Genomic DNA, 12,579 nt, shown 5'->3' with positions numbered 1-12,579 from the left:
GACATGACCCAGACACGGCTGCACTTTACCACCGGCCGCGAAGCCGCCAACCGCATCTTCGCTGCCCTCGAAACCGCCTTCGAGGAAGATGGCTGGCCGATCGCCGTGATCGAGGTCGACGAGGACCGCGATATCCATGAGGTCTCGCTCTACACGGATGGCGATGTCGAGGACGTTGCCAGCCGCATGGCCGAGGTGGTTGCAGAAGCAGGCCACAAGGGCCCGCTGGGCCGTGAGGTGCTGCCCGACGTCGACTGGGTGGCGAAGTCGCTCGAAGGCCTGAAGCCGGTACAGGCAGGACGCTTCATCGTTCATGGCAGCCATGATCGCGAGGACGTGCGCCCCGGACAGATCGCCATCGAGATCGAGGCTGGCCTCGCTTTCGGCACCGGCCATCACGGCACCACGGCAGGCTGCCTCGAGATGATCGAAAAGGTGATGGCCGCGGAAAAACCGGCCAAGGCGCTCGACCTTGGTACCGGCAGCGCCGTGCTGGCGATCGCAGTCGCCAAGCTGGCGCCGATCCCGGTACTGGCAACCGACATCGACCCGGTCGCAACCGACGTGGCCGCCGCGAATGTCCGCCTCAATGGTGCTGCCGACCACGTCGAGACGGTCACCGCCGCAGGCTTCGACGACCCGATCTTCGCCGCGCGCGGCCCTTTCGACCTGATCGTCGCCAACATCCTGGCGCAGCCGCTGATGCTGCTGGCGCCCGAAATGGCCACGAACCTTGCGGTCGACGGCTCCCTCGTGCTGTCGGGTATCCTCGACCGTCAGCACGACGCCGTGCTCGAAGCCTATGTCGCGGCAGGCTTCCGCCACATCGAGACCTTCCACAGGGAAGGCTGGGTGACAATCCACCTCAAGAACTGAGCCCGCTGGCACAAGCCGGCGGCGTTGCCAGCAACGGCCGGCGCGGATAGGTTCGCCCGACATCCAGCTCTCGGGAAACCACCATGTTCCAGTCCTTTGATTCAGCCGGCGATCCCACCGTCGGCAAGCCGCGCGTGGCGTTGCTCCGGCAATGGCTCAAGGAACACGGGCTCGACGGCTTCGTCGTGCCCCGCGCCGACGAGCACCAGGGCGAGTATGTCCCGCCACGTTCGAATCGCCTGCGGTGGCTGACCGGCTTCAGCGGCTCGGCCGGCGTGGCGATCGTGCTCGCCCGCAGCGCCTACATCTTCGTCGACGGGCGCTACACGCTGCAGGTGCGCGACGAGGTCGATCTCGACATCTTCACCGTCGAAAGCCTGATCGACAACCCGCCATCGGTGTGGATCAAGGAAAGCCTGCCCAAGGGCGCAAGGCTTGGCATCGACCCGTGGCTGCACACCATGGGCGAGGTCAAGGCGCTGACAACGGCAACCGAAAAGGTCGGCGCCGTGCTTGTCCCCCTCGCCCGCAACCCCATCGACGCGATCTGGGAAGATCAGCCCGACGCACCGCTGGCCCCGGTCGAGATCCATCCGGAGGCCTTTGCCGGCGAACTGGCCAAGGACAAGTTGAAACGGCTCGCCGCAGCGATCGAGAACGACGGCGCCACCCATGTGATCCTGACCGACCCGTCGTCGCTCGCCTGGGCGTTCAACATCCGTGGTGGCGACGTACCCCACACGCCGCTTGCCCTTGGCTTCGCCATCCTCTCCGCCGACGGCAGCCATGCCGTGTTCATGGACAAGCGCAAACTTGGCCGCACCGAGGAGGCCTATCTCACCCAGCTTGCCGACATCAAGGCACCGAGCAAGCTCGACGACGCGGTCGCGGCCCTTGCCAAATCTGGCGCGAAGATCGCGCTCGACCCGGTGCTTGCCGCCGACAGGCTGCGCGCCCTGATCGAGGACAATGGCGGCACGGTGGTGCAAGCGCCCGACCCGGCCCGCCTGCCCCGCGCCACCAAGAATGCCCAGGAGATCGCCGGTTCGCGCGCTGCCCACCGCCGTGACGGCGCTGCTGTCGCCAAGCTTTTGTGCTGGCTCGACCGGCAGAATCCCGGCAGCCTCGACGAGATCGCCGTCGTGACCAAGCTGGAGGAATGCCGCCGCCAGACCGGCGAGGAAACGCAGATGCCGCTCCGCGACGTCTCGTTCGACACCATCTCGGGTGCCGGCGCCAATGGCGCGATCATGCATTACCGCGTCTCGAAAGCGACGAGCCGGGTGCTGGCCGAGGGTGAACTGTTCCTGCTCGATTCGGGCGCGCAATATCAGGACGGCACCACCGACATCACTCGCACCATGCCGGTCGGCAAGCCGAGCGAGGAGATGCGCGAGCGTTTTACCCTGGTGCTCAAGGGCATGATCGCGATCTCGCTGGCGCGGTTTCCCTCAGGCACGCGTGGCGCCGACATCGACGCGCTCGCCCGCATCGCACTGTGGAAGAACGGCCTCGACTACGCCCACGGCACTGGCCACGGCGTCGGGTCCTATCTCGCTGTTCATGAAGGCCCGCAGCGCATCGCCAAGACCGGCATGGAAAAGCTGCTCGCCGGCATGATCCTGTCCAACGAGCCCGGCTACTACAAGGAAGGCCATTACGGCATCAGGCTGGAAAATCTGATCCTGGTGACGCCAACCGCCGAGCTGCCCGGCGGCGACATCGCCATGCACGGCTTCGAGACGTTGACGCTGGCGCCTTTCGACCAGCGCCTGCTGCGCGCCGACCTGCTGACCCGCGAAGAGCTGGATTGGCTCAATGCCTACCATGCCCGCGTGCTGGCCGAGATCGGACCGATGCTCGACGGCGAAACGCTGGCGTGGCTGGAAAAGGCGACGGCGCAGATCGCCTGATCAGCGTGTAATGAAAACGACCGGCCGCTTCATGCGGCCGGTTTTCGTTCAGCCGATGAAATGCCGCATGGCAATCAACACGGCAGCGCCTGTCAGAAACATCGTCATCAGGCCACCACGCAGTCCAACAACGGCTGCCACGGCAAGCGCTGCCAGCTCAGCCGGACCGGCCGAGAGTGCCGCGGGTGCCACGAGCGTCGTCAGAACCGCAGCCGGCACCGCGTTCAGGCCCGCCTCGACGCGCGGATGGATGCGCTCGAAACGCGAAATGACGAGATGGCCGCCGATACGGGTCAGATAGGTGGCGACAGCGCCGGCAATGATGATCCAAAGCGTCGTGCTCATGACACCACCTCCGCCGTTTCTTCACTCGTCAGGCTCTCGTCGGACCTGACCGGCATCGCCGCCGCAAACAGCACGCCGGCCAGCGCCCCAATGGAAACATGCCAGGGTGAGCCTACGGTCTTGTAGGCGATCATCGAGGCAACGGCGCTGGCAACGACGATCGGCAGCCAGCGCGGGCGCTTGCGGAAGCTCATCACCAAACCGAGAAAATAGATCGGCAGCAGGAAGTCGAGCCCGATGGCATGGGGGTTGGGAATCAGCCGCCCGAACAGCGCGCCGAGCGCGCTTTCGGCGACCCAGAAGACATAGATCGGCAGCGCCATGCCCATGTACCAGGCAAAGGTCACCTGCTCGCCATTCTCGCCCTTGCGCTCGGCCTCGGCATATTGCGGATCGACCAGGAAGAAATAGCCGATGGCCTGCTTCAGGAACGGCCAATGGTCGATGTGCTTGCCAACGGCAGCCGAATAGAGAACGTGGCGGAAGTTGACGGCGAAGATCGATAGCACCACCAGCCACGGCGCGACATGCTGGCCGAACAACTCGATGCCGACCAGCTGGCTGGCGCCGCCATAGATCGAGGCGCTCATCAGTGTCGCCTCGACGACGGAGAAGCCGTTGTCGACGGCCAACGCCCCGAACAGGATGGCAAAGGGCGCCGACGCGACCACCACCGGCACGCTCAATCGCATGCCCTGCAAGAATTCACCGCGACGATCAGACATTAGGCCTCCGTGGCGCATCGGCCCCAGATCGAATTTTGAGCGTTGGAATGCACGATACAGGCCGAACGAGCTCGGCCAAGGCTCCATAGCTTGCGCGGGGGTCTGAATAAGTCAGCCGGCTTGGCGTGTCACATCAATTCGGTTGAGCCAACGATCAGCGCTTCTTGGCCTTCGGCGGCCGCTTCACCGAGCACGGCACATTACCGCCGGCATGAAGCCGGCCCATCGTCATGTCGAGCTTGATCGGCAGGTCGCGCAGCGCCGAGACGTTCAGCTTGCGCGCGGCTGCCAGCGCCACCTCGCCGCAGGCATGCGCGTCCTCTGCAGCATTATGGTGCCTGAAGGAGAAATCGATATGGCGCGACACCTCGTTGAGCCGGTGCGAGGTTAGCTCCTGCCACACCTTCTTCGCCATCTTGAGCGTGCAGATGTAGTCGATGTCAGGACTGACAGTGCCATACAGCTGATAGCTCGCCCTGAGCACACTCATGTCGAAGGACGCGTTGTGGGCGATCACAAGCGTGTCTGAGAGATCGTCCTCGAACTCCTCCATCACCTCGGGAAACTCGGCTGCGTCCTCGACATGTTCGGGCCGTATGCCGTGAACGGCAATGTTGAAGCGCGAGAACCGCATGTCCCGGGGGCGGATCAGTCGCTCCTCGATACGGATGACCGCGCCGTCCTCGATCCAGGCAAGGCCAATGGAGCACGGGCTGCTCCGCTGCTCATTGGCAGTTTCGAAGTCGATGGCAAGTGCTCGCATGACGTCTGTCAGCCCGCCTGCCCGACGCGTTCGAACCACTGGTCCTCTGTGATCACCTCGATACCCAGATCGGTCGCCGCCTTGAGCTTCGAGCCAGCACCTGGGCCCGCCACAACGAGGTCGGTCTTCTTGGACACCGAGCCCGCCACCTTGGCGCCAAGCTTCTCGGCCATCGCCTTGGCCTCGTCGCGCGACATCTTTTCGAGCGAGCCGGTGAACACCACCGTCTTGCCCGAAACGGGTGACGACACGTCGCCGATACGCTCCTCGTCAAGCGGCGTCACTTCGGCAAGCAGCGCATCGAGCACCTGCCTGTTGTGCTCCTCTGCGAAGAACTCGACCACCGCCTCGGCGACGATGGCGCCGATGCCGTTGACGCCGGTCAGCTCCTGCCAGGCGGCATTGCCCTTGTCACCCTTGCCCTCAGGCATCACGGCAGCAACACCAGCGGCGCGGAAGGTCTCGAAATTGATGTAGTGGCGCGCCAGGCGCTTGGCATTGGTTTCGCCGATGTGGCGGATGCCGAGCGCAAACAGGAAGCGCGAGAACTCGACCTGGCGGCGGTCGTCGATGGCCGCAAACAACTTGCGAGTCGATGTCGCGCCGAAGCCATCGATGTTCTCGAGCTTGGTGAGCGATCCTTCTTGTCGCCGCTTCAGCGTGAAGATGTCCGCCGGCGAGCCGACATGCAATGCCGGGTCCTGCGACTGGAAGAAGAACTCGATCTGCTTCTCGCCCAGGCCCTCGATGTCAAAGGCATTGCGCGAGACGAAATGGCGAAGGCGCTCCACAGCCTGTGCCGGACAGATCAGGCCGCCGGTGCAGCGGCGCACCACCTCACCCTCCTCGCGGACAGCATGGCTGTCACAGGCCGGGCAGCGCGTCGGGAACAGATAGGGCTGCGCTCCTGCCGGGCGCTTCTCCAGGACGACGTCGAGGATCTGCGGAATGACGTCACCTGCCCGCTGTACGATGACGGTGTCGCCGACGCGGATGTCATGATCCTCGTCGCGAATGGCCGCGCCGCTGTTGCCGAGGCCCTTGATGTAGTCCTCATTGTGCAGCGTGGCGTTGGTGACCACCACACCGCCCACCGTCACCGGCTGCAGCCGCGCCACCGGCGTCAGCGAGCCGGTGCGGCCGACCTGGATGTCGATGCCGAGCAGTGTCGTCGTCGCCTTTTCAGCCGGGAACTTGTGCGCGATGGCCCAGCGCGGCGAACGCGAGACGAAGCCGAGCCGCTGCTGCAGGTCGAGCCGGTCGACCTTGTAGACGACGCCGTCGATGTCGTAGCCGAGCCCGGCGCGATTGGCCTCGATCATCCGGTACTGCGACAGCAGGCCGTCGACGCTGTCGAACACCTTCATCAGCGGATTGGTCTTGAAGCCGTAGGTCTTAAAAGCCTCGACCATGCCCATCTGGGTGTCGGCCGGCATGTCGCTGACCTCGCCCCAGGCATAGGCGAAAAAGCGCAGCGGACGGCTGGCAGTGATAGACGTGTCGAGCTGGCGCAGCGAACCGGCGGCCGCATTGCGCGGATTGGCGAAAATCTGCTTGCCAGCTTCAGCATTGCGCCGGTTGAGTTCGGCAAAGTCGGCGTGGCTCATATAGACCTCGCCGCGCACTTCCAGCACCTCGGGAAAGTCGCCCTTCAGCACGTTCGGAATGTCGGCGATGGTGCGGGCGTTCGCCGTGACGTTTTCGCCGACCTGGCCGTCGCCGCGCGTCGCCGCCGTCACCAGCCGGCCGTTCTCGTAGCGGATCGACAGCGACAGGCCGTCGATCTTGGGCTCGGCGGTGATTACCACCGGCTCGTCGGCGGACAGCCTGAGGAAGCGCCTGATGCGGCCGACGAACTCGCTGACGTCCTCGTCGGCAAAGGCGTTGTCCAGCGACAGCATCGGCACGACATGGGTGACCTTGCCGAATTTTTCGGAGACGGCAGCGCCCACCGACTTGGACGGCGAGTCCTCACGCACCAGTTGCGGAAAACGCTGCTCGATGGCGAGGTTGCGGCGGCGCAGCGCATCGTAATCCGCGTCCGAAATCGTCGGCGCGTCCTCGGCATGATAACGCAGGTCGTGGCCGGCAATTTCTTCGGCCAGCCGCGCAAGCTCCGCCGCGGCTTCAGTCTCGCTCAGCGAATCGACTGGCTTGTCGGACATGGTACGGCTCCGGCTGAAAACGCGGCCACCATAGATCAGGACGCTGTCGAGCGGGAGCCGCCCGGACCGAATTCCACGTCAAATCAGCAGCATCGCGAAGGCTCCTGACATGGGAGCCGCAATCGCGTGGTCAGGAAAGGACGGCCGTGTTCTCGCGCAGCAGGCGCTCGGCGGCGGCGCGCGCTTCCTCGGTGATCGAGGCGCCAGACAGCATGCGCGCGATTTCCTCCTGGCGCGCGGTACGGTCCATCTCGTGGATACCGGTCGCCACCTTGTCGGTGTTGCCCTTCTTGGAGATCAGGAAATGCGTCGCCGCGCGGGCCGCGACCTGCGGCGCATGCGTCACTGACAGCACCTGCACCCGGCGGGACAGCCGTGCCAGCCGCTGGCCGATGGCGTCGGCAACCGCGCCACCCACGCCGGTATCGATCTCGTCGAACACCAGTGTGGGTGCCGAACCACGGTCGGCAAGCGCCACCTTCAACGCGAGGAGAAAACGCGACAACTCGCCACCCGAGGCGACCTTCATCATCGGGCCCGGTCGGGTGCCGGGATTGGTGCGCACCCAGAACTCGACCTGATCGATACCTTCCTGCATGCGATTGTCGGCTTCGCTCGACATCTCGACGATGAATTCGGCGCGTTCGAGCTTGAGTTCGGGCAATTCGGCCATGACGGTCTTGCGCAGGCTCTCGGCCACAGTCTTGCGGAGCTCCGACAGATTGGCAGCGATGCGATCATAGGCATCGCGGCTGGTCCTCGCCTGCGTTTCCAGCACCTGCAGCCGCTCCTCGCCGGCATCGAGGTCGGCGAGGTCGGCAACCATCGTGTCGCGCAGCCTGGCTAGGTCGTCGACGGCAACATTGTGCTTGCGTGCAGCCGCGCGCAGGGCAAACAGCCGCTCCTCAGCCTTTTCCAGCCGCTGCGGGTCATATTCGGTGGCGCGAAGGGCGGCATCGACGCCGGATTGCGCCGCATCAAGCGAGATCATCGCCTCGTCGAGCGATTTCACCACCTCATCGAGCAGGCCCGGCACCTCGGCCGCCTTGCGCTGCAGGCGGCGCAACAGGCTGGCAAGCTGCGGCAGCGGCGACGACGAGCCCGACAGCACGTCCTGTGCATCCTGGATTTCGGAGGCGATCTTTTCGACGCGCATCATTGCGGCACGCAGCTCGGCGAGTTCGCTCTCCTCCCCCGGCTGGGGATCGAGCTTGGTGAGTTCGGTCACCGAGGCACGCAGATATTCAGCCTCGCGCGCGGCGGCATCGACGCGGGCGCGATGGCGTGACAGCTCCTGCTCGGCACCGCGCCACAACTTCCACGCGTCGGCGGTGGCCTTGGCTTCGCCGACATGACCGCCAAAGGAATCGAGCACATCGCGATGCGCCCCGGCGTCGACAAGCGCGCGATCGTCGTGCTGGCCGTGGATTTCGACAAGCGCGCGGCCGATGTCGCGCATCAGCGTGACGCTGGACGGCTGGTCGTTGACGAAGACGCGCGTGCGCCCGTCGGCGGTCTGGACGCGTTTCAGGATGATGTCGCCATCGTCGTCGATGGCATTGTCGGCAAGCAGCGTACGCGCCGGATGGTTGCGCGGCACGTCGAAGACCGCACTCACCTGCCCTTGCGTGGCACCGTGGCGGACCAGCGATGCATCGCCGCGCGCGCCGAGCGCGAGCGACAATGCGTCGAGAAGGATGGATTTGCCCGCGCCGGTCTCACCGGTCAGCACCGACAGGCCAGGCGTGAAATCGATGTCCAGCCGTTCGATCAGGACAATATCGCGGATCGACAGGCGCGAGAGCATCTATTTCTGGTCAGGCGCCGGAGAACATCTTCCCGGCCTTGGAAATCCAGGAGCCGGCATTTTCCCGAGGCTCGAGGCCATTGGTCTGCAGCAGCTTGTACGAATCCTTGTACCACTGGCTGTCAGGATAGTTCTGGCCGAGCACGGCCGCCGCCGTCTGGGCTTCCGAGGTCAGGCCCATCGCGTAGTAGGTTTCGACGAGGCGCGCGAGCGCTTCTTCGATGTGGCGTGTGTTCGAATAGTTCTCGACAACATTGCGGAAGCGCTTTGCCGAAGCGATGAATTCGCGACGCTCGAGATAATAGCGGCCGATCTGCATTTCCTTGCCGGCGAGCTGGTCGCGGGCGAAGCGGATCTTGGCGTTGGCGTCGTCGACATATTCGGAAGCCGGCCAGCGCTGAACCACCTCGGTCATCGCCTCGATGGTGCGGCGAGCTTCCTTCTGATCCTGCGTCACGTCGCGAATCTGGCGGAAATAGCTGAGGCCGATGATGTACTGGGCGTAGGCCGCGTCGTCGGTCGAGGGATAGAGCGCGAGATAGCGCTTGGCCGAGTTGATGGCCTCTTCATAGGAGCCCTGGCGATAGCTGGCGAAAGCGCCCATCACCATCGATTTACGGGCAAACTCCGAATAGGGATGCTGACGGTCGACAGCCTCGAACTTGCGGCTGGCCTCCTTGAGGCGGCCGGCATTGAGGTTGGCGAGGCCCTGATTGTAGAGCACATCGGCCGGTTCGGTCTGCTCGACATAGGTCGCGAGATCAACATCGGCTTCGCCGGACATGCAGCCGGACAGTGCAAGCGTCGGAGCGATGAGCGAAAGCGCCACAACCAGAGGCTTCACGCGCAATTTCGATCGATCGGCTCGTATCAATGACATCACAGAGTTCCGCCCCTTTGGCGCTGTTTCGCTTTTAGGCAATGGCCATAGATCACAACTGGCTTTGCCGGGCAACGCTATCAGCCGCCAATCGCGCAATTTTGTGGCACGCAATGACGCATGCCATTTCGCCGGCCAAGTGGTGCAACAAGGTCACACCACCTCCAGGCGATTGCCGGCCGTCAGAGGGTCCAGGGCGCGTGGACTGCGGCACTGACAGCGATAAGTTCGGCCGAGCGGCCGCGCTCGCGGCGCGACGTCTCGACGACTTCGAAAGCCGACCTGTCAGAAAGCAGGCGGCGCAGCGCAGCGGCGTTCAGCCGGTGGCCACCGCGATAGGAACGGAAGCAGCCGATGAAGCGCGCGCCGGCGAGTGCCAGGTCGCCCATCGCGTCAAGCGTCTTGTGGCGCACGAACTCGTTGGAGAAGCGCAGGCCTTCCATGTTGATGATGTGGTTGTCGTCGCCGATGACCACTGAATTCTCGAGCGACGAACCAAGCGCATAGCCGGCTGCCCACAGGCGCTCGACGTCCTTCATGAAACCAAAGGTGCGGGCGCGCGAGATCTCGCGGCGGAATATGTCGTCGTTGATATCGGAAGCAAAGGACTGGCGCCCGATCGCTGGGCTCTCGAAATCGATCTCGACCTCGAATCGCGTGCCGCCATGGGGACGGAACTCGGCCCAGGAGGCGCCGCTTTCGATTCGTACCGGCTTGAGAACGCGGATGTAGCGGCGCTTGACGCACTGCACTTCGATGCCGGCCAGGTCGATGGCCTCGACGAACTGCGCGGCACTGCCGTCCATGATCGGGATTTCAGCGCCTTCGACTTCGATCAGCAGATTATCGATACCGAGGCCGAACAGAGCGGCCATCAGGTGTTCGATCGTGGCAACGTGCTGGCCGGCGGGATCGCCGAGCAAGGTGCAAAGATCGGTCGCACCCACTTCTGACACAATTGCGCGAAATTCTCGGTCAGCAACCTGAAACACCACGCCCGTATCCGCGTCTGCCGGCGCGAAATGGATGGCTACCGGCTTGCCGCTGTGAACGCCAACGCCCGACAGGGTGACACGCGATTTGAGTGTTGTCTGATAGTCCTGCAAGTCGATCCCCATATGCCCGTACTCACCACGTCCGCTTCGCCACACCACGGCGCACGGCTCTTATGCTCGCCAGACGGGACCTCATCCCCACAATACCCGTCAGCGACCTTAATCGGCGCGAAGATAGTCTTCCGGGTGAGAGACTCCAAATCACGGTTTCTTACTCTGTGTAACTGCGGGGACGCTTCGACTCGCCCCGCCAAGCTCATGTTTTAACTTATCTTTTCAGAGCAAAAGGCGGGCGTCGAGACGCCCGCCTTTCAAACAGTGTTACCGGCCGTTCACAGATCAGTTGGCTTGCCGGCGAAGGAACGCTGGAATCTCCAGCTGATCGTCCTCCTGAGTCCGTGCCTGCGGTGCCAGGCGGCCATGTTCGTCGAGCTGTCCGCGGCGCGGCGCGTACATCTGCGATTCCTGGCTGGTCATGCGGCGCTGCTCGGGCGCCGGCTGGCGCAGCTTGGGCTCGCGCGGCTGCGCGGGCTGCAGGCGTGCCGGTTCTTCCTCACGGCGGGTCAGGCCGCTGGTCAGGCGCTTGAGCAGGCCCATCGGACCACGATCCTCATGCTGCTCGGCCGGCTGAGCCTTGGCTTCGACCTCGGCCTTGACCATCGGCGGAAAGTCCTCGACGCGCGGCATGCGCGGCTGAACCTGGGCCGGCTGCATCATCTCGCGCTGCGGTGCCATCTGCGGCTGGGCAACCGGCTGCGGTGCGGGCTGCTGGAACTGCTGCGGCTGATACTGCTGGACCTGCGGCTGGGCCGGCGGAGCGGCAAACAGCTTGCTCTGCGGACGGAAGTCGTCAGCCGGAGCGGCTGGCCGCGGCTGCGCCATCGCGGCGGCATTGGCTTCGGCAAGGCGGATGGCCTCGGCAACCGGATCGTTGGTGCGCACTTCCATGCGCGGCTGTTCGACAGGAGCAGCCTGCACGACAGGACGCGGTGCCTCGACCTGACGCTGTGCCGGCTTCGGCGCCTGACGGATGGTCAGCGGTGCAGCAGCCATGTCGGCAGCCGACTTGTCGATGCCGGTGGCGACGACCGACACGCGGATGACGCCTTCGAGGTCTTCGTCGAAAGTGGCGCCCAGGATGATGTTGGCGTCCTGATCCACTTCCTCACGGATTCGGGTGGCAGCTTCGTCGACTTCGAACAGGGTCAGGTCGCGGCCGCCGGTGATCGAGATGAGCAGGCCCTTGGCGCCCTTCATCGAGGTTTCGTCGAGCAGCGGGTTGGCGATTGCTGCTTCGGCGGCGGCCATCGCACGGCCCTCGCCCGAAGCTTCGCCGGTGCCCATCATCGCCTTGCCCATTTCGCGCATCACCGAACGGACGTCGGCGAAGTCGAGGTTGATCAGGCCTTCCTTGACCATCAGGTCGGTGATGCAGGCAACGCCCGAATACAGCACCTGATCGGCCATGGCGAAGGCGTCCGCGAAGGTCGTCTTGTCATTGGCCAGACGGAACAGGTTCTGGTTCGGGATGACGATCAGCGTGTCGACGCACTTCTGCAGCTCTTCGATGCCGTAATCAGCCGTCTTCATGCGGCGCTGGCCTTCGAAGTGGAACGGCTTGGTGACGACGCCGACGGTCAGGATACCCTTTTCGCGAGCGGCGCGGGCGACGACCGGAGCAGCACCGGTGCCGGTGCCGCCGCCCATGCCGGCGGTGACGAAGCACATATGCGTGTTCGACAGGTGGTCGATGATCTCGTCGATGCACTCTTCAGCGGCGGCGCGACCGACTTCCGGCTGCGAACCCGCGCCCAGGCCCTCGGTGACATGCGCGCCGAGCTGGATGAGACGCTCGGCCTTCGACATGGTGAGTGCCTGCGCATCGGTGTTGGCCACGACGAACTCGACGCCGCGCAGGCCAGCGGTGATCATGTTGTTGACAGCGTTGCCGCCGCCACCGCCGACACCGAACACGGTGATGCGGGGCTTGAGCTCGGTGATGTCCGGCTTCTGCAGATTGATCGTCATAGTCCTCGTCCTTTTTGCCTTT

At 64.4% G+C, this 12,579-nt stretch carries 10 protein-coding genes; 2 read left to right on the top strand and 8 right to left on the bottom strand.

The features are described from left to right. The first annotated feature begins 3 nt into the window (after window positions 1-3). Entirely contained in the window at window positions 4-876 is an 873-nt protein-coding gene (locus H5P29_RS14750) for a 50S ribosomal protein L11 methyltransferase (protein ID WP_154386679.1), read from the top strand. 83 nt (window positions 877-959) lie between these two features. Continuing rightward, on the top strand, window positions 960-2,789 hold the full coding sequence (locus H5P29_RS14745) for an aminopeptidase P family protein (RefSeq protein ID WP_154386680.1): 1,830 nt from the start codon (window positions 960-962) through the stop codon (window positions 2,787-2,789). 48 nt (window positions 2,790-2,837) lie between these two features. On the opposite strand, the gene H5P29_RS14740 is transcribed toward H5P29_RS14745, so the two are convergent. From H5P29_RS14740 to ftsZ, 8 genes are all read right to left on the bottom strand, one after another. After that, window positions 2,838-3,134, bottom strand: a complete 297-nt coding sequence (locus H5P29_RS14740; protein WP_154386681.1) for an AzlD family protein — start codon at window positions 3,132-3,134, stop codon at window positions 2,838-2,840. Next, window positions 3,131-3,859 (bottom strand): AzlC family ABC transporter permease, encoded by a 729-nt coding sequence (locus H5P29_RS14735; RefSeq protein WP_246340994.1) that lies wholly within the window; start codon window positions 3,857-3,859, stop codon window positions 3,131-3,133. The genes H5P29_RS14740 and H5P29_RS14735 overlap by 4 nt, the downstream gene beginning before the upstream one ends. Window positions 3,860-4,013: 154 nt before the next feature. Beyond that, a complete protein-coding gene (locus H5P29_RS14730) occupies window positions 4,014-4,622 on the bottom strand; it encodes a 3'-5' exonuclease (protein WP_154386708.1) in 609 nt (202 codons plus the stop codon). Between the two features lie 8 nt (window positions 4,623-4,630). Further along, on the bottom strand, window positions 4,631-6,787 hold the full coding sequence (ligA, locus tag H5P29_RS14725) for an NAD-dependent DNA ligase LigA (protein WP_154386683.1): 2,157 nt from the start codon (window positions 6,785-6,787) through the stop codon (window positions 4,631-4,633). Between the two features lie 130 nt (window positions 6,788-6,917). After that, a complete protein-coding gene (recN, locus tag H5P29_RS14720; RefSeq protein ID WP_067960423.1) occupies window positions 6,918-8,594 on the bottom strand; it encodes a DNA repair protein RecN in 1,677 nt (558 codons plus the stop codon). A gap of 10 nt (window positions 8,595-8,604) precedes the next feature. Continuing rightward, window positions 8,605-9,474 (bottom strand): outer membrane protein assembly factor BamD, encoded by an 870-nt coding sequence (locus H5P29_RS14715; RefSeq protein WP_067960420.1) that lies wholly within the window; start codon window positions 9,472-9,474, stop codon window positions 8,605-8,607. A 182-nt stretch (window positions 9,475-9,656) separates the two neighbouring features. After that, on the bottom strand, window positions 9,657-10,592 hold the full coding sequence (gene lpxC, locus H5P29_RS14710; RefSeq protein ID WP_067960413.1) for a UDP-3-O-acyl-N-acetylglucosamine deacetylase: 936 nt from the start codon (window positions 10,590-10,592) through the stop codon (window positions 9,657-9,659). Window positions 10,593-10,868: 276 nt separating this feature from the next. Next, window positions 10,869-12,557, bottom strand: coding sequence for a cell division protein FtsZ (gene ftsZ / locus H5P29_RS14705; RefSeq protein ID WP_067960410.1), 1,689 nt, complete (start codon window positions 12,555-12,557; stop codon window positions 10,869-10,871). Window positions 12,558-12,579 lie beyond the last annotated feature (22 nt).

Source organism: Aminobacter sp. MDW-2 (assembly GCF_014250155.1).
GTDB lineage: Bacteria > Pseudomonadota > Alphaproteobacteria > Rhizobiales > Rhizobiaceae > Aminobacter > Aminobacter ciceronei.
The sequence above is the reverse complement of the archived record's forward strand: the minus strand, read 5'-3'. Positions and strand labels throughout refer to the sequence as shown.

Coding starts and splice junctions, on each gene's coding strand:
- H5P29_RS14745 (WP_154386680.1), top strand. CDS start 960: ATGTTCCAGTCCTTTGATTCAGCCGGCGATCCCACCGTCGGCAAGCCG.
- H5P29_RS14740 (WP_154386681.1), bottom strand. CDS start 3,134: ATGAGCACGACGCTTTGGATCATCATTGCCGGCGCTGTCGCCACCTAT.
- ligA (WP_154386683.1), bottom strand. CDS start 6,787: ATGTCCGACAAGCCAGTCGATTCGCTGAGCGAGACTGAAGCCGCGGCG.
- recN (WP_067960423.1), bottom strand. CDS start 8,594: ATGCTCTCGCGCCTGTCGATCCGCGATATTGTCCTGATCGAACGGCTG.
- lpxC (WP_067960413.1), bottom strand. CDS start 10,592: ATGGGGATCGACTTGCAGGACTATCAGACAACACTCAAATCGCGTGTC.
- H5P29_RS14715 (WP_067960420.1), bottom strand. CDS start 9,474: ATGTCATTGATACGAGCCGATCGATCGAAATTGCGCGTGAAGCCTCTG.
- H5P29_RS14735 (WP_246340994.1), bottom strand. CDS start 3,859: ATGTCTGATCGTCGCGGTGAATTCTTGCAGGGCATGCGATTGAGCGTG.
- ftsZ (WP_067960410.1), bottom strand. CDS start 12,557: ATGACGATCAATCTGCAGAAGCCGGACATCACCGAGCTCAAGCCCCGC.
- H5P29_RS14750 (WP_154386679.1), top strand. CDS start 4: ATGACCCAGACACGGCTGCACTTTACCACCGGCCGCGAAGCCGCCAAC.
- H5P29_RS14730 (WP_154386708.1), bottom strand. CDS start 4,622: ATGCGAGCACTTGCCATCGACTTCGAAACTGCCAATGAGCAGCGGAGC.